Here is a 17641-nt window from a genome sequence, read left to right as displayed (position 1 = left end):
ATCAAGGAATCCGCAATGGCAAACAATTGGCTCACACAATTCATCTTTACGCATATTCGCCAAACCAAGCCCGATGGGCGACCTCTATATGCTTATAAATGTAATGAAAAAAGCTATGGTGTTTTAAGGGATGTTCTGGTCGAACAACTGAAGACGGTGGATTATTCCAAAGCTAAAGTAACCACCATACCTTTTTACTTTTGTCTTTATGCTGCCGAAACGTTTTGCCGCGAACATGAAAGCGGAGTATGGTCTTGGGATACTGTTTTCCGGCCATTAGGCATAAAAAGGCCAGATGATATCTATATTCGAGAGTGGGTCGAACGGGGGCTGGATTGGTGGAAAAGACCATTAATTAAACACAATGGTCAACGACGATTTTTTTTAAACACAATTGCCTGCGAAGGCGGCTTACCGTTAAGGTTATTGCAAAAAAACAATGCGGCAATCAACCAGTTTTTTCGTGCGATTTTAGAAGGCTATTATAAACAAGGGTGCTGTGGCGTTGATGCGGCGGAAATGATTGGCCGTTTACAAGCAGTTAAATTGCCCATCAGTTTGCGTCAGGATGTTGTTTTTCATCTTGGCGGCGAATTAATTGCAACCATTGTCGACTTGCAGCGAGAACTAGGCAATGCGCCAAATACTATCGAGAACTTGGATAAACTTATTCCAGATTGGCGCAGGCGCTTACCACTGAGACTGGAGGATCATGCAACCGAAGCGTTGCTCAAGGGTCTGGTAGACCACTCACGAGAATTATCTCGTCTCGCCCAATCTCGTCTTCGTTGGGTTGGAAAGCTCAAAGAATATCCCACTGGATGGAGAGTTCAAAAAAGTCTGGAATGTCCAGATTCTTTTACTGGCGAACAAATCATCCATTGGATTGCTCTGGACGGTGAATTGCCACCCCGATTACGATTGTTGCTAAAAACCCCCTTGTCGACGGAAACCGTAGCCCTCTTGACATTGACTCAGGGCTCTGGAAAGTCGGCTGTGTATCGTCGTGAATGGACGCGCCGTGATGGCGTTACCTTGAACGGCGCATCAGTTATGTATGAGCTCCGGTTGTTATTGCAAGTTGGTGACACTGCGCATTCCCTAACAGTTGAAAATGAAGAGGCATGGGGGGATTTACCTTGGCTTTTTGTTGCCAAGGGTAGTAACGGAGATCTGCACTACCTCGGTGAAGGCTCAAGACAAACAAGCGCCGATAATGCCTGGGTATTTACGCCGGAAGAATTCACGGTCGAATCCGAGCAAAGCGAATGCGACAAAGTAGCAGCGGATTCCAATCTAAAAAGAATTCTTTACCGAGTCTGCGGCTCCATCGATTTTGTCACCAAAGAAGGCGATCATTACCGGATTACCTGCCGGGCGGAAAAAGACGTCGAGGAAAATTACAGCATTAGTGGAAGTTCTTTACCCGGCGTTTTGAATTCTTATCCGCTGTATCTGGGGTTGCCCCGCATTACATGGAATGAAGGGGCTGCAAAGCAGACTCACCTAAAGACGCAGTGGAAACAGGTGCTTTCCGGCGCCAACTGGAATGATCATTTTGCTGAATGCTTTGGACGGGTATGGGTACGGTTATTTGATACGGAGAATAGGATTGAAATGTTTCGGCGCCAAGTGGTGGTACTGCCAAAGTCTTTTCGTATTGAGGGAAACATTGGCCAAGGCTCGACTTGTGGTCGGTATTTTCTTGAAGGTCTGTTAGGTGCTTCAGTTTTCACAGATAACGACGCACAGATTAACCGAATCGATAATGGCGTTGAAATCAGCTATCCCTTATTTGAATCAGTCAATTTACCTCAGGTTACTCTCAATCTAAATTGGGGCAACGGGGCAGAAGTTAGCCTTTATTTACCGTATCCGCAGCGTGGCGCTGTATTTCAATTGGCCGGGCACATGCTGGCCCGCGATGACATAGTTTCACTTGATCGATTAGGCGGCTTACGGTTGTTTTTACAAGACCATGCTGGCGGGTGTCGATATTGGTTTGACGCGGAACTGATTACAACCGATTTATCGGATAGCGACTTGCCCCGATTGCGATTTCGGGATCGTTTGCCATTCTTAAATTTAGGGCGCTTGGAAACCGGTTTGATGAGTTGGCAAGATCGCATTGCATCGCTATTGAGTTGTAGCCGAAGTTTAGATGCTCTGGTGAGGTTGCAGGTCTCTACGTCGCAAGGTGAAATCTTGGCACAGTTAAATATTGCCCGTTTCGATTGCTTCTTGTCGCCCGATTTTGCAGCCGACCAGGTACGCTTATCTACGCCTACATTCGAAAAAATTGGGCAAACCGGACTGCAAAATATCCGAGTTGAGACGTTTCCTTTGTGGAATCCAAAAGAACAACCCATCCCACTAGAGCCCAATGCAGAGCGGTCTGACTCTTGGAACCTCCCTGGCCAATTAACACCCGGTCCTTGGTGGATAATCGGCAGGGATGGCGATTGGGCTCGTTTTAGGCCCATTCTTTGGTCAATTCGTGGTGATAATGATTTTGCGCTTGACTCAAAACTGCAAAAATCTATTCGCGAACCAAACACTACGTTACGTGAAGAATCGCTAGCCGCGGTTTTACAGCATTTAGGCGAAAATCCGGATGATGTTGATTGGCCATTATTATTTGATTTGATTCGACTATCCCGTGAGTTTCCAACGAGTTCATTGGATGTGTTGACGCGCTTAGTATCCTATCCTGAAGCTCTTGCTTTAGCGCTTCTAAAATCAGATGACGATTTATTTGATTGTGTTTGGCGTTTAGCGGAACAATCGCCCTTTTCTTGGAGTTTACTCTCGCCTCAATGTTGGCGTAATGCAGCCGCCATGCACTTTCAAGGCCTTCAACGGGCCTTAGGTGAAATGGATGCCACTGGCGATATTATTTTTGGGGTTTTTCAACAGTTTAGGGAAAGAGCTTGTTCCAGAAGGCAATATTGGGCAGTGCTTTGTGATTGGTTACATGGAACGATCTTTAAAGACAGGCCATTAACTAATAGTCCAATGCTAATTGCGCGTACCTTGCCGTCTTTTTTTAATGAACAAATCGATAACGCGGAACTGGAACTGCAGAGCCGTCACGATGCCGACGAACATTGGCCTCAAAGCGAAGAAGTATTGAGCAGGTTGGAGTTGCTGAATGAACAGAATCAATATCAGCATCTTGACCCCATATATCGATCTGTTCGATGTGCGCCGTTCTTGGCTAGTCGGCTTAGCGTTAAAGGCGCGCTAATAAAACAGGGTAAAGAAACCTCAAAATTATCAGCACATGACTGGACAAATTTGAACACCCAAATGAGTTATTTGCAAAGTCTGCATTCCTATTTGATAACCGAGAACCTGATATACGAACTCCGTTTGCTCAGGGCTTTTGATCCCGATTGGTTCGATACGGTTTACGCTCTGGCTTTAACCATTGAATTATCTAAACTTCCACCGGAATCCGCTATTCATGACTAATCTTTTTTATACGGACTTGATCGAGCAACTAAATCGGCGCGCAACCCGAGCGGCTTTAGGTTTGTTGGGTTTTCGCAATGACGCATTACGTGCATATCTAAGCAGCTATTTCGGTAAGGAGGCGGGTTTGCCGGGCTCATTTCTTGCCGATCCGGTTTTCGAGGCCACTTTCAGTTGGCAAGCTTCTGAGTTTTCTTTAGGCGAACTCAGCGGAAATTTGTTACATAAAGATATGGTCAACGCATTATCCATGCCCCAAAATTTAAGTGATTCAGAAGACTATACATTCGATACTAACCAGTATCCATATCGCCACCAGCTGGAAGCTTGGCGTGCATTAATCGAAGGTAGTCCTACTCGATCGGCATTAGTCAGTAGTGGAACGGGGTCGGGCAAAACCGAATGTTTTTTAATACCGATCCTGAATGATTTGGCTACAGAATTGGAGCAGCGGCAAGGTGATCCGTTAACTGGTGTTCGCGCTTTGTTTTTGTATCCTCTGAATGCTTTGATTAAGAGCCAGAAGGACCGGTTAGTCGCTTGGTCTGAGCCTTTTAAAGGAAAGGTTCGTTTTTGTTTATACAACGGCGATACGCCCGATCAAGGTAAAAGCGAATGGAAAAGTGAAGTCGCAGACCGCAAAACGCTTCGTTCTAATCCGCCACCCATTCTAGTAACGAACGCCACGATGCTCGAATATATGCTGGTTCGGAATGAAGATCGTCCTATCCTTGCTCAATCACAAGGTCAATTGCGTTGGATTGTGATTGATGAGGCGCATACTTACTTGGGGTCACAAGCTGCGGAATTGACATTATTGTTGCGGCGGGTATTAAACGCCTTCGGTTGTCGAGCAGAGGATGTTCATTTTGTAGCCACTTCGGCAACGCTTGGTGATAGTAGTGAAGAATCGCGGAATCGATTAGCGGAGTTTTTGGCTGACATCGCCGGCGTTTCCGTCGATCGTATTTCAGTCGTTGAGGGCAAGCGACAAGTTCCTGACTTACCTGTTGTAGGTTCAAATGCAGTGCGAACAAAGCTCGATCTCGACAGATTGCAGGGCTCATCAAATACTGAAAAGTTCAATTTTTTGTCGAGTCATGACGCAGCACGCCACATACGATCCCGATTGACTCAACAAGCGGTCCGACTGACAGATTTAAGTCAGATTGTGTTTAAATCGGAAGCCAGTGCAGCTCGTCGGAACACTCTAAAATTTTTGGATTTATGTGCTCAAGCCAAGAGCGATAACCAGGAGCCGTTTTTACCGCTACGTGGTCACTTGTTCCATCGAACGATCAACGGTATTTGGGCGTGTGTAAATAATCAATGCCAGGGGCGAGAGAATACGGCATTAGACGATGAACGCTGGCCATTTGGTGCGGTGTTTCTGGAGCGGCGTGTGCATTGTTCGCATTGCCAGATGCCTGTGTTCGACTTGGTTCAATGCGGTGAATGTGGCGCCGAATATCTGTCTGCGAATGAAGCTTTTAGGGATGGCCAGGAATGGCTGATCCAACATGAGTACGCTCAGGATGAAGATGAGTACCAGCAAGAGTTGGAGCCGTTGGAGGGTGAAGATGAAGATTCCGTGGCTCCAGAACATAAGAAAGGATCAATCTCAGTTCTCCATCGCTTACTCACCAAAAAGGTTTCTGCACATGCGCAAGGTGTTGGTTTGAGCAATGAAGGAAAACTGGATTGGTCCGGGAAAGAAGGGATTCCTATTCATCTTGTCATCCCCTATGAAGAAACCATTAGCTGTTCGGTATGTAATAAAAAAGAACATGGTGGCAATATTTTATTTCGTCCAATACGGTTGGGAGCCCCGTTTCTTTTATCAACCGCGATACCGACAATACTAGAGCCTTTGCCTTCAATGGTGGGCGGTGAAGACGCGAGGCCGTTGGATGGAAAAAGGCTGATTAGTTTTACCGATAGCAGGCAAGGAACTGCTCGATTCGCGGCAAAGTTGCAACAAGAAAGTGAGCGAAATTACGTTAAAAGTTTGCTCTACCATTCTCTAGCGGCCCAACAAACATCGCGGGATGAACAACAAATTGAGAAGTTGCTAGTAGAAATAAAAAGCTTGGAACCAATCGCGCAGACTAATCCGGTTATTCAAGGGGTGCTCGAGGAAAGAAAAGCAAAACTCGCAAGCTTGGAATCGCCAGAGCAGGCGCAATTAACTTGGGAAGAAGCAGAGAATAAATTACTGAATTCAGAGGATTTCATTCGCTGGATGCTGCCTAACTTGAAGGAGTTAAGCTTTGGTCAATTGAACGATCGCCAATTGGCTCGCTTGTGTTTATTTCGCGAGTTTTTTATCAGGCCCAAGCGACAATTTTCATTGGAAGGTTTAGGTCTTGTCCAGCTAAGTTATCCCGCCTTGGTTAAATCAGAATTGCCGGCCGTCATCAAGCAGCATGGCATTAAGAGTGATGAATGGCATGCATTATTACAAGTGGCGTTAGATTTCCATATAAGAGGAGGGAAGAGTGTAACTATTGCACCGGACATTGGGCGTTGGTTGGGTTATCCAGGTATTCCAACCATCCAGCTGCCTCCAGGCATGGCTAAACCCGGCACAGCAAGTAAAAAAGAGAAACGCATACTTAGGCTTTGGCCGGCTACCGATTCAAACAATCCGTATGCTAGTCGATTGATACGCATTTTGGCTTTTGCATTTAAATTGGATGCAAAGAATGAAAATCATCGAGGCCAATTAAATGAATTATTAGTCGCTGTTTGGCAAGGGATTCGGACAAATTTGTCGCAAGGGGAAAAGGGCTTTCAAATAGAATTGGAAAAGCAAGCTCTACTACAAATCGTTCGTGAAGCTTGGTTTTGTCCTGTTACTCGGCGTTTACTGCCAGTTACCTTTCGCGGAATAAGCCCCTATTTACCCGAACCTGATGTGGCCGATGACATGGTTTTATGTACTAAGGTTACGATGCCTGAACTATTAAAGCCTTTTTGGTTTGGTTGTGACATTCATGAGGCGGATAGCTGGTTGGAAACGAATCCAGAAATCGCGAAATTACGTGAGTTAGGCGCTTGGTCTGATATCAGTGATCGTATTGCCTCGCATACGCGTTATCTTCGTGCAATGGAGCATTCTGCGCAAGTTGCAGGCCCCGAACTGACCAAGCGTGAAACGGCATTCAAGAACGGGCAAATCAATCTACTCAGCTGCTCCACAACAATGGAAATGGGGGTTGATATTGGAGGCTTAACGTCGGTTGCAATGAATAATGTGCCGCCTCATCCTGCCAACTTTCTGCAACGAGCGGGTCGAGCCGGGCGACGGGGCGAAACAACTGCTTTGAGTTTTACCTTATGCAAATCCACGCCTCATGGTGAAGCGGTTTTCAATAATCCGCTGTGGCCATTCGTGACTCGGCTGGCAATGCCTCAGGTTGCATTGCAAAGTGAAACCATAATTCAGCGTCATGTCAATTCAATGGCTTTGGCCTATTTTTTGTCGGATCGTATACCGGATAAAACGCATAAAGTTACAACTGGATGGTTTTTTGAATCCACTCAAGAAGATGAGTCGGCGCCTTGCGATGTTTTTGCTCGTTGGTGCGAAGAGCAAGCTTTGACAATAGAGTGTTTGCTCAATGGGTTAATTGCCCTAACCAAGCGCAGTATCTTTGCTGGAAAATCACCGAAATTTCTCCTAGGTGCTTGTGTCGAATCATTGGCAAGAGTTGTTGACAAATGGCGTCATGAATTGGATGGGTTATTGTCGCAATATGAAGTTTTAAAAACTCAAGAGGGCAATAGTAAGCCAGAACAAGCCGTTCAAATTCAACTTGCCAGATTGAGAGGTGAGTATCTGCTAGGAGTATTGGCGAGTATGGGATTTTTGCCTGGTTATGGATTTCCGACTGATGTTGTCCAGCTAGTGACCACAACGCTGGATGATTTATCGCGTAAAACAAAAAATGAAGCGACCCGCGAAGATAATCGCTCGAAACGAGCGGGCTTTCCAAGTCGTAATTTAGCGATTGCAATTCGTGATTATGCCCCCGGAACTGACACTGTGCTCGATGGGCGCGTATACCGTAGCAGCGGCGTAACGTTAAATTGGCACATGCCGGCAGAAATAGAGAGTGCGCCGGAAATTCAAAACTTACGTTGGGTTTGGCGCTGCGATACTTGTGGCGGGAATGGCACGCGGTTGATAATGCCAGAAATGTGTCCGCATTGTGGCGAGTCGGATGCTTCTAAATTAACTCGAAACCGTTACCTTCAGCCCGCCGGGTTTGCGGTCAATATTCGTTGTAAACCGCATAATGATATTTCGATACCGCAATATATTCCGGTTCGTGACCCTTTGATTTCTCTTGATGGAGCGGACTGGATGCCATTACCGAACCCGTCCTATGGACGCTTCCGCTCCAGCATTCAAGGTGAAATTTTCTATCGTAGCGAAGGCTTGCATGGCAATGGTTTTGCACTTTGTTTGCGTTGTGGCTTTGCGGATTCGATGTCAGAAAGTTCTGAGCGTCCTGAAACTATTAAGGGCCATAAGCGATTACGTGGCGGAAAAATGGATGATCGGGAAAAGGAATGCCCTGGCAACAATGAAGATTGGGCCATTCTTGACCCCATTTTTATGGGGCTGGCGACAAGAACCAATGTTCTTGAATTGCAGTTGCGTGATTGTGACGGCAAACCATTAGATAAGACGACTGCTTACACGTTGGCGGTTGCAGTACGTCAAGCCTGGTCGCTTTTGTTAGGGATAGAAGAAAATGAAATTGGATCACATGCGGCGCCAAGTCGAAATCAACAAGGTCATCCTGCTTACAGTATCTTTTTATTTGATACAGCAACAGGAGGTGCTGGCTACGTCAGTCAAGCAGTATCTCGGTTACCAGAATTAATCAGACTAGCTGAGTCGATCTTGCATTGCCCGAAAAATTGTGACTCGGCATGCCAAGCATGTTTGCTGACTTACGATACGCAACATCATAGCAATGACCTCAGTCGCCAAGCAGCCTTGGAGATATTGTCGGCGTCATATTTAAGTTCTTTCGATATACCTGAAAATATCAAGGCATTTGGTAAGGAAAGCAAATTGGAAATGGAGCCGCTGATTTTGGCATTAAATAGGGAATGGCAAAAGCATCCCATTTCATTGGTTAGAGTTTATCTCGGTGGTGATGCTTCTTTATGGGAGCCATTGGCTTGGTGCTTAAGAAGTGAGCTTAATCGACTAAATTGCGCAAAAATAAAACTGCAGTTCGTTTTAACGTCTGAATCGTTGGAACAATTAAGTTTTTGTCAGCAGGCCGAATTAGAAGCTTTGGCGACTTATGTCAATGCCGACATTTATAAATCAGAAACTATTTTGACTGAAGGTAGCCCGGCATTGCCTTTGATTCTTGAAGCCGGCTCCGACCAAATTGAAATTCGTTGGGTTGCAAGTTCCGAAATAGCCTTAGCGCTGGTTCCTCGGTGGGGAAATGGTGATTCAGGTGTTCAATATGTATTTGCTCGCTCAACGCATGCTATTGCTTCTGAGCCCATCAATGCTAAGTTGATCGACATTAAAAGCTTGCGAAATCCTCAGCCCGGTTTGATAGAGTTGGAAATATGCCAAGAACTGAATGGCCCTTCAAACTCATTCGGTGAAAGAGCCTGGGAGCTCATTACAATGTATGTTCCGAAGCTCAGTGAGATGTTGAATGGTAACGTTGATTTGATAGAAGTCGCTTATACGGATAGATATCTGCGATCACCACTAGTAATCATTTTGCTTAATAGTTTTCTCACTGCTTTATGCAATTATCGAAATGGTATGAATGCGAAAACTAAAATATCTATTACTACTTCCAGGTTAGATCGCCTAAATAATGACTCGCCGAGGTTTCTATTCCATGACTGGTGTAATGCTAAAGATAGAACGGATATTGTAAACTTATGGTTCAGCCAGAAGTTCTCTAATTTTTCATGGGGCGATAGTAATTCAAACATTCAATTACCGCACGAAAGAAAATTACAACTTAAATGGGCTGATGGAAGCCAATCAAAGATCGTTCTTGATCAAGGTGTCGGATATTGGCGATTAATTCGAGGCATTAGAGCGGATTTTCCATTTGAAAGTAACATAGAAAAACAAGTCTGTTATTTAGAAAAAGCGAATGTAATTGTTGAGTCGTTGAGTAAACACCATTCGACACGCTGGTATTACGGGAATACATAGGCGTTTAGCACTGCTTGGTTAATTTAATCTTACTCTACTGGCACTAATGATCCATAAGTACCGGTAGGAATCCTCTTTGTTTTTTGTGTTAAGCGGAGCATCGTAAGAGATTAATATTATTTTCACAGTTATGAGTTGAATTCGCCAATATATGATCGGTTGCTGCAGGAAAATTATCAGTTAGTCTAAAGCCTTTCTATGCTCTAGTTCGTCACAATAAATGGTTGCTGCTGCACTTGGAAAAATATTAAGGCGCTCAATCGCTGTAAATAATCGATTTGTCCGCTAATTCGCGTAAGGTTTTTAAGCCTTGGTCGATAACCAGCTGCGTATCGCTTGCCTGGAGTTCGCCGGCGAGTTGCGTTAAGCAAGATTCGGCATTGATTCCCGGGGTATTTTGTACGATTTCCAAAAGACGATAGGTCGATGGCGTTATTTGCATGAACTTCACGTTATCGTCCGGAGTCCGGTAAACGATCAAAAAACTGGGGGCCTCGGGCGGTTCATAAGGAATGAAGTCCGTTGAGATTTGATGAACCGGAAAACGATAGGCTAAAAGCCATGCCAGTGGCGATAGAAATAACGGCAAAGGACCCAAATTCATCTCAGACGCAATGGTTGCCGGCGCTTCTTCCTTTGCGATTGCCAGCGCCATTTCCACCCATTCGTAATGTGCGAGTTCGAGCATGAACGGCAAATCGTCCGAACCCTGGCGTTCGTTTTGCAAATAATCCAAAAATTCTTCGGGGATTTCAGAAAAATAGGGCGTGTTGCTGCGGTGTTCCGAGTAAAAGTCCCGCGCGAGCGTAAGCCAGTTTTCCTGTGAGAGCAGCGATTTCAATACCGGAAAGTTGCTCGATAAAAAGCTTTCGACATTATTAAAAAACAACTCGCGGTACATCGACATGCGTTCCGGGGCCACATCGTCCGGAGCCGGGTTTCGGTCGGGATTTCGAATGAATGCGGCAAATTCTTGTTGTTTGGCTTTGAAGTCGATTTTGGCTTTATGCTGTTCTACGCTCATGTTGCTTTTTCCAAGCCTGTTGAATGGCGGCGATCGTTTCTGTTTCCTTGATTAACTCCGGCAGTGGCGGAATGTTGAAGTCCCGCTCCAGCAAGGTTGGGAATATGCCGTAGAGTTCGTATGCCTTGCCAAGCAGTTTCCAGACCGGGTCGATGACCGGGGTGCCGTGCGTGTCGACTAAAAAGTCTTCGGCTTCGACATAATGGCCGGCAATATGTGCATAGGCGATTCGCTGCGCAGGTATCGCCTTTAAAAACGTTTCGGCATCGTAGCCATGATTGACGCTGTTGACATAGATATTGTTGAGATCGAGCAAGATGTCGCAATCGGCTTCGTTGACCACAGCGTTGAAAAAATCGATTTCATCCATTTCACGGCCAGGCGCAGCATAATAGGAAACATTTTCGATCGCGATTTTTTGTTCGAGAATGTCCTGAACGCGGCGGATACGCGCAGCGGTATGGGTAATCGCTTCTTCGGTAAAGGGAATCGGCATTAGATCGTACAGGTGGCCGTCTTTACTGCAATAGCTAAGGTGTTCGCTATACAGTTTGATGCCGTGTTCGGCCATGAAGGATTTGACGGCCTTGATAAAGGTTTCATCCAACGGGTCGGTGCTGCCGATCGATAAGGAAAGTCCGTGACAAACGAAGTCGAAACGCTCGGTCATATTGCGCAGTTGCCGGCCGAATCTGCCGCCGATCGTTATCCAATTTTCGGGAGCGATTTCGTAAAAATCGACTGATGCGGGGGGCGTGTCGACGATGCTATTCAGAAAAGTTCGGCGTAAACCAAGACCTACGCCACGGACTAGATGTTGAGTCGTGTTCATCGGAACACCTGTTGTTTTTGCTGGATAGAGGGTGATTGGATCACCCTCTATTAGGACGCAATTGCTTTGTTTGGAGTAAAGCAATATTTTAATGAAAGCCGTTTTGCTTCATTTTATTTAGTTTTATCGGCATCATCGCCTTCCGGTTTTGTCATGCCGCCGCATTTGCCTTCGCCGCAGGTCATTTCCTTGCTTGACTTGTCGGCCGCCGGTTTTTCGTCTTTTTTGCCGGCGCATTTGCCTTCTTCCATTTTCGGCGTGCTGGTCATGCCGCCGCATTTGCCTTCGCCGCAGGTCATTTCAGCCTCGGCGACTTGCATGTAACCGGAAGAGAGTTCGGTCATGCCGAATGGATTAGCCTCGGCGTGTGCAGTAGATAAAGCGAGAGTAGAAACCATAGCGGTGCCCATTGCAGCAGCGAATGGCGATTTGTTCATTTTTTTCATAATAAATCCCAGTGTGTTTTGGTTGTGGAAAAAACAGATTGATTAACACCTTGTAAGGCTAGCAAAAAAATCTGAATCGTTTATGAATTGCGTTAAGTACAGTATTGCAACATTGTTGCGACAGCACAGCAACTAGATCAGTTCCTCCTTTTACAATGTTTTGGCGAGGCATGCAAACAGCGTAAATTTTTATTCTAAGGATACAATGGCTTTTTGCAGGGTCAATAGTTAGCAGTTAGCAGTTAGCAGTTAGCAGTTAGCAGTTAGCAGTTTGACGTATTTGTAACTTAATTGCTCCTTAGTCTTTAACCTAAATTCAGCAGTTTATACCTTTCGCACTTCAAATTTCGGCAGCGCCTGAGGAGGCGCCAGGGTGTGCGGCAAAGGCTTTGCCAGCATGGAGCTGGCATAGAGCCTACAGGGATGTATTCACGGCGTCCTTTGACGGACACCCTGGCGCCGAATTTTGATCTGCGATGGGTATAACCATGAAATACATGAAGTTCATTTAGTTTTTTAATGGCTTGTCCTAAGATTTTGAACAACCTTTTAAGTGCAAAAAGGATTTTCATAGGCCGAATAAACCATTGAAGTAACTTCTTATTCTTAATTATCTTCATGGTGAAATAGATTCAAATACTCTTCTCCTTGAATTCGCAGAGGTCGGCGATGATGCAATCCGGGCATTTCGGCTTTCTTGCCGTGCAAGTATATCGGCCGTGAAGGATCAGCAGATGATGTGCATCTTTTTTGTGGGCTTTCGGGACGTATTTGTCCAGTTTTCGTTCGACTTCGAGCACGTTTTTTCCTGGGGCGATACGTGTTCTGTTCGCGACTCGGAAGATATGGGTGTCGACTGCAATCGTCGGGTGGCCGAACGCGGTGTTCAAAATGACGTTTGCCGTTTTACGGCCGACGCCGGGTAACGCTTCGAGCTCGTCGCGGGTTTGCGGAACCTCTCCGTTGTGCTTTTCCAGCACTTGCCGACACAGTTGAATGATGTTTGCAGCCTTGCTGTTGAACAGTCCGATAGTCTTGATATGTTCCTTTAATCCGGCCTCGCCTAGGTTCAAAATCGATTCGGGCGTATTGGCGATGGGGAATAATTGTGCCGTGGCTTTGTTGACGCCCTTGTCGGTGGCTTGGGCCGACAATACGACAGCGATAAGCAGTTCGAAGGGCGACGAGTAAGTTAGTTCGGTAGTCGGTTCCGGGGTAGCTGTCGCCAGTCTGTCGAAAATTGCCTGACGTTTGGTTTGGTTCACTGTTCCTGGGCGGCTTGAATCGGGATCTGAATATGGGCCGGTTTACGCTGTTCGACCTTGGTATCGATAATATTTTTTAATGCGATCAACAAGCCGAGGCCGATAAACGCACCTGGCGGTAAAATTGCCAGCAACATACCGGAATAATCGGTTATCACATCGATTTGCCAGGTTTTAGCTGCTTCGCCGAACATCAATTCGGCCTTCGCGAATAAAGTTCCAGAGCCGATGATTTCACGCAAACTGCCAAGCGTTACCAGGGCAAAGGTAAAGCCAAGGCCCATCGATAGGCCGTCTAATAAAGCCTTGTCGGCACGTTGCTTTGAAGCATACGCTTCGGCCCGGCCGATGATAGAGCAGTTGGTGACGATCAACGGAATGAAAATGCCGAGGATTTTATAAAGTCCGAAGAACCACGCGTTCATCGCGAGTTCGATCATCGTGACCACGCTGGCGATGACTAGTACGAAAACCGGTAAACGGATTTCGTCGGGAACGAAGTTACGGATCAGTGAGACGACCGTGTTCGAAACGACTAAGGTCATCGTCGTGGCAAGGCCAAGTCCGAGGCCGTTAATGACCGTGTTGCTTACGGCAAGTAGCGGGCACAGTCCGAGTAATGCGACGAAGGCTTGGTTATTGAGCCATAAGCCGTCTTTGACGATTTTACTGTATTCGGAGAACATTAATTTCCTCCTTCGGGAGTCGATTCTGTCGTTGAAAAAATCCGGGCCTGGTTGTGTTTGAAATAAAGCAGTGCGTTTTTAACAGCCCCTACCACCGCGCGCGGCGTGATCGTTGCGCCTGTTAATTGGTCGAAGTGGCCGCCATCGCGCTTAACATCCCATTGCGATTGGTGAGGCTCATCGAGCGATTTACCATCGAATGATGAAATCCAGTCGCTACGCTCGATTTCAATGCGGTCGCCAAGGCCTGGTGTTTCGCGATGCGAAAGGGTCCGGACGCCGCTAATAGTGCCATCGGTTTTTACGGCTACCAACAGGCTGATATTGCCGCTATAACCGTTAGGTGTTATTACCGTCATGACCGCTGCGACCGGCTCGCCTTTTTTTCGGGCGCGATAAATGACTGTCGGTTTTGTGGAGCCCTGGTTGAGGTCGGTCACTTCGAGCGTATCGTTGACGATGTCGTTGTCGTAAAGCGACTCGGGAATTACGGCTTTCAAGTTAGCCAGTAAGGCTTGCCGTTCATTTTCCTGTATTTTGACTTCGGTTTTATGAAAAGTGAGTGAGGTTAAGCCCAGGCCCAGCAACGAAAATCCGCCTAATATCGCGGCTGCCGATAAAGTTTTTTTAATAATAGCGTTCATGCTTTTTGACCAAAGACGCGAGGCCGCGTGAAATAATCGATTGCCGGTGCCGTTAAGTTAGCCAATAAAACCGCGAAAGCCATTGCATCCGGGTAGCCGCCCCAAACACGAATAATATAAACTAATGAACCGATCAGTAGTCCGTAAATAAGTCGGCCATTAACCGATGTGGCTGCGGTCACCGGATCGGTTGCGATGAAAAATGCGCCCAGCATCGTCGCGCCGGCAACTAAGTGAAAACTTGGCGCGGCAAACTGATTGTTGTCGATCGCATAACAGATACTTGCGAATAGACCAAGTCCAAGCAGCAATCCGACCGGAATTTGCCAGCCGATGATTTTACGCCATAGGAGCCAGAGCCCGCCAAGCAAATAGCCTCCGGCCACCCATTCCCAACCCTTTCCTGCTAAAAGTCCGAAAACGGAATCGGTTTTTATTTCCGGTACCGATCTGCCTAGCCCCAATTGAGTCCTGACGCTATCCAGCGGTGTGGCCATCGTGATTGCATCGAATTCGATGTTTGCCGGTAGTTGCTCGAGAAAAATCAATTTAAGCCAGTCGACTTCGTTCAATGCGACCGAGCCGAGTTCGATCGGCGCGAGCCAAGCGGTCATCTGCATTGGAAACGAGACCAATAGTAAGACATAGCCGGTCATCGCCGGATTAAACGGGTTGTAACCCAAGCCGCCGTATAAATGTTTGGCGATTACGATCGCGAACAAGATACCTACGACGGTAATCCACCATGGCGCAATAACCGGCAGCGAAATTGCCAGTAGCACCGCGGTTACGACGGCACTCAAGTCTTTGAGTGTCGAGCCGATCGGTCTGCCGCGTAAGCCCAGAATCGATGCTTCGGCAAGCAGTGCAACGACAACTGCTAGGGCAATGTTGATTAAAACGCCGATGCCGAAAAACCAAGTCATCGCGGCAATGCCAGGAATCAAGGCCAACAAGACTTGCAGCATTACCCGATCAACACTGTTGACAGGTTGAAGGTGCGGCGACATGACGGTTGAGAATTTCATTTATTCCGCTCCTTCGATGGCGGTTTCAGCGGCTTTTAATTTGGCCAGGGCTTCTTTTTTGCGGCGAGAGCGTTCGGCTCTCTCGGCCTGTTCACGAGCCTTGCGTTCAAGAAGGAAGTCGTGCCGGCGTTTCGCGATTGCCGCTTTTTCAGCCTCTTTGGCCTTGGCGATGGTCTTACTTTTCGCGGCTCGGTAATATTGCACCAATGGGATCTGGCTCGGACAAACAACCTCGCAACAGCCGCATTCGATACAATCGAATAGGCTAAATTCTTTGCATTTCTCCAAATTGCCGGCACGGCTATGCCAGTAAAGCTGTTGCGGCAGCAAGTCTACCGGGCAGGCTTTCGCGCAATCGCCGCAGCGAATACAAGGTCGGATCTCTTTACTTGTGGCGACTTCGGATCCGGCAGCGGCCAGAATGCAGTTGGTGGCCTTGACGATTGGTATGTCGTCCTCGGGTAACGCGAAACCCATCATGGGGCCGCCCATGATCAAACGCTCTACAGAGTCTTGATAGCCGCCGCATTGATTGATCAAATCGCTAATCGGCGTGCCGATGCGCGCACGCATGTTTTGTTGTTGTTTTACGCCTTGGCCGGTGACGGTCACGACTCGCTTGGTTAATGGTAGGCCGCGGCAAATGGCGTTATACACGGCCGCGGCCGTGCCGACGTTTTGACAAATTACGCCCACATCGGCCGGAATGCCGCCTGACGGCGTTTCTTTGCCGGTAACGACGCGGATTAATTGTTTTTCGCCGCCGGTCGGATAAAGAGCCGGGATTTTCACTACGGTCAGTCGACGATCCCTCGATTGTTCGATGGCGGCCGATAATGCCTGAAACGCTTCGGTCATATGATCTTCGACGGCGATAATACCATCGCCGACTTGTAGCGCATGCATCAAAATCAGCGCGCCTTGAACGATAGCATCCGGTTCGGCTTGCATCAGGACATTGTCGCAGGTGATATAGGGTTCGCATTCGGCGCCGTTCAATATCAGTGTGTCGATATGGCGTTGCGGTCCCGGGTTTAGTTTGATCGAGGTAGGGAACGCCGCGCCGCCGAGACCGACAATGCCGGCTTGGCGGATTTTGGCGCGCAACGTAGCAGCGGGCTCTAAGCGGTAATCTTCAACGGGTTCCGGCGGCAATGCTTCATCGCGTCCGTCGGTGTCGATGATGATGCACGGATCCGATAACCCGGAGGGGTGAGGTATGATGCGATCTTCAATTGACTTAACGGTACCCGAGCTTGCTGCATGAAGCGGGGTTGCCAGGAAGTGATCGGAGTCTGCGATGATTTGGCCGCGCAGCACGGTATCGCCAGGAGCGACGGTCGCTTTGAGTTGTACGCCGGGCCTTTGTTGCAAAGGATAGATCAGTTGTTTCGGCAGCTCAGCATTAACAATCGGTCGGTGTGCCGACAGGTGTTTATGAGCGGGCAGGCGCAAGCCGCCGTGAAAGCGCCAAGTTTTAAGCATATTTCTTTACCGGTTCCGGCCATTGCCAGTTGTTAAGGTCTTCGGGTATCGGTTCCATAACGATGCAATCGACCGGGCAAGGGTCGACGCAAAGCTCGCAGCCGGTGCATTCGTCGGCTATCACGGTATGCATCATCTTCGCGGAGCCAAGTATCGCATCTACCGGGCAAGCTTGAATGCATTTGGTGCAGCCGATGCACAGGTCTTCGATGATGACCGCGACACTCTTGGGTTTTTCTTCTCCGAATTCGGCGTTGAGCGGTTTCGCTTCGACGCCTAGTAAGTCGGCCAGCGCTTCGACGCCGTCTTGTCCTCCCGGCGGGCATTGGTTAATATCGGCATCGCCGGCAGCGATCGCTTCGGCATAAGGGCGGCAGCCGGGAAAGCTGCATTGCCCGCATTGCGTTTGCGGAAGAATCGCTTCGATTTTATCGACAATCGGATCGCCTTCGACCCTAAAATAGATGGCCGAAAATCCGAGTATTACGCCAAATACGGCAAATGTGATGCAAATGATTAGTATCATCGGATTTATCTGGT

The 17641-nt window shown here is 47.5% G+C and carries 11 protein-coding genes; 2 read left to right on the top strand and 9 right to left on the bottom strand.

From position 1 onward, the window contains the following. The first annotated feature begins 15 nt into the window (after nucleotides 1-15). Nucleotides 16-3474 (top strand): STY4851/ECs_5259 family protein, encoded by a 3459-nt coding sequence (locus ACRJJO_RS13495; RefSeq protein ID WP_431066223.1) that lies wholly within the window; start codon nucleotides 16-18, stop codon nucleotides 3472-3474. Then, the gene (locus ACRJJO_RS13490) at nucleotides 3467-9691 is read left to right on the top strand and encodes a DEAD/DEAH box helicase (protein ID WP_431066222.1); all 6225 of its coding nucleotides are present in this window, start codon (nucleotides 3467-3469) and stop codon (nucleotides 9689-9691) included. Before ACRJJO_RS13495 ends, ACRJJO_RS13490 begins: the two co-directional genes overlap by 8 nt. Nucleotides 9692-9947: 256 nt before the next feature. Here ACRJJO_RS13490 and ACRJJO_RS13485 read toward each other — a convergent pair whose 3' ends face one another. The 9 genes from ACRJJO_RS13485 to rsxB form a co-directional block, all read right to left on the bottom strand. Further along, nucleotides 9948-10715 (bottom strand): HvfC family RiPP maturation protein, encoded by a 768-nt coding sequence (locus ACRJJO_RS13485; RefSeq protein WP_431066221.1) that lies wholly within the window; start codon nucleotides 10713-10715, stop codon nucleotides 9948-9950. Next, a complete protein-coding gene (locus ACRJJO_RS13480) occupies nucleotides 10696-11547 on the bottom strand; it encodes an HvfB family MNIO-type RiPP peptide maturase (RefSeq protein WP_431066220.1) in 852 nt (283 codons plus the stop codon). The genes ACRJJO_RS13485 and ACRJJO_RS13480 overlap by 20 nt, the downstream gene beginning before the upstream one ends. Nucleotides 11548-11660: 113 nt before the next feature. Next, on the bottom strand, nucleotides 11661-11993 hold the full coding sequence (locus ACRJJO_RS13475) for a hypothetical protein (protein ID WP_431066219.1): 333 nt from the start codon (nucleotides 11991-11993) through the stop codon (nucleotides 11661-11663). Nucleotides 11994-12625: 632 nt separating this feature from the next. Then, nucleotides 12626-13258 (bottom strand): endonuclease III, encoded by a 633-nt coding sequence (nth, locus tag ACRJJO_RS13470; RefSeq protein WP_431066218.1) that lies wholly within the window; start codon nucleotides 13256-13258, stop codon nucleotides 12626-12628. Continuing rightward, entirely contained in the window at nucleotides 13255-13944 is a 690-nt protein-coding gene (locus tag ACRJJO_RS13465) for an electron transport complex subunit E (protein ID WP_431066217.1), read from the bottom strand. The genes nth and ACRJJO_RS13465 overlap by 4 nt, the downstream gene beginning before the upstream one ends. After that, nucleotides 13944-14588: an electron transport complex subunit RsxG gene (gene rsxG / locus ACRJJO_RS13460; RefSeq protein WP_431066216.1), complete on the bottom strand. Its 645-nt coding sequence runs from the start codon at nucleotides 14586-14588 to the stop codon at nucleotides 13944-13946. The genes ACRJJO_RS13465 and rsxG overlap by 1 nt, the downstream gene beginning before the upstream one ends. Next, a complete protein-coding gene (gene rsxD / locus ACRJJO_RS13455) occupies nucleotides 14585-15616 on the bottom strand; it encodes an electron transport complex subunit RsxD (protein WP_431066215.1) in 1032 nt (343 codons plus the stop codon). Before rsxD ends, rsxG begins: the two co-directional genes overlap by 4 nt. Further along, the gene (rsxC, locus tag ACRJJO_RS13450; RefSeq protein ID WP_431066214.1) at nucleotides 15617-17101 is read right to left on the bottom strand and encodes an electron transport complex subunit RsxC; all 1485 of its coding nucleotides are present in this window, start codon (nucleotides 17099-17101) and stop codon (nucleotides 15617-15619) included. It lies immediately after the preceding gene. Next, entirely contained in the window at nucleotides 17094-17627 is a 534-nt protein-coding gene (rsxB, locus tag ACRJJO_RS13445; protein WP_341327370.1) for an electron transport complex subunit RsxB, read from the bottom strand. Before rsxB ends, rsxC begins: the two co-directional genes overlap by 8 nt. Between the last annotated feature and the right edge of the window lie 14 nt (nucleotides 17628-17641).

The sequence above is a fragment of the Methylotuvimicrobium sp. genome (assembly GCF_050611805.1).
GTDB lineage: Bacteria > Pseudomonadota > Gammaproteobacteria > Methylococcales > Methylomonadaceae > Methylotuvimicrobium.
The sequence above is the reverse complement of the archived record's forward strand: the minus strand, read 5'-3'. Positions and strand labels throughout refer to the sequence as shown.

What these genes read in the sequence shown, in the direction of transcription:
- ACRJJO_RS13475 (WP_431066219.1), bottom strand. Translation starts at nt 11,993, where the DNA reads ATGAAAAAAATGAACAAATCGCCATTCGCTGCTGCAATGGGCACCGCT.
- ACRJJO_RS13480 (WP_431066220.1), bottom strand. Translation starts at nt 11,547, where the DNA reads ATGAACACGACTCAACATCTAGTCCGTGGCGTAGGTCTTGGTTTACGC.
- rsxC (WP_431066214.1), bottom strand. Translation starts at nt 17,101, where the DNA reads ATGCTTAAAACTTGGCGCTTTCACGGCGGCTTGCGCCTGCCCGCTCAT.
- ACRJJO_RS13465 (WP_431066217.1), bottom strand. Translation starts at nt 13,944, where the DNA reads ATGTTCTCCGAATACAGTAAAATCGTCAAAGACGGCTTATGGCTCAAT.
- ACRJJO_RS13495 (WP_431066223.1), top strand. Translation starts at nt 16, where the DNA reads ATGGCAAACAATTGGCTCACACAATTCATCTTTACGCATATTCGCCAA.
- ACRJJO_RS13490 (WP_431066222.1), top strand. Translation starts at nt 3,467, where the DNA reads ATGACTAATCTTTTTTATACGGACTTGATCGAGCAACTAAATCGGCGC.
- ACRJJO_RS13485 (WP_431066221.1), bottom strand. Translation starts at nt 10,715, where the DNA reads ATGAGCGTAGAACAGCATAAAGCCAAAATCGACTTCAAAGCCAAACAA.
- rsxG (WP_431066216.1), bottom strand. Translation starts at nt 14,588, where the DNA reads ATGAACGCTATTATTAAAAAAACTTTATCGGCAGCCGCGATATTAGGC.
- rsxB (WP_341327370.1), bottom strand. Translation starts at nt 17,627, where the DNA reads ATGATACTAATCATTTGCATCACATTTGCCGTATTTGGCGTAATACTC.
- rsxD (WP_431066215.1), bottom strand. Translation starts at nt 15,616, where the DNA reads ATGAAATTCTCAACCGTCATGTCGCCGCACCTTCAACCTGTCAACAGT.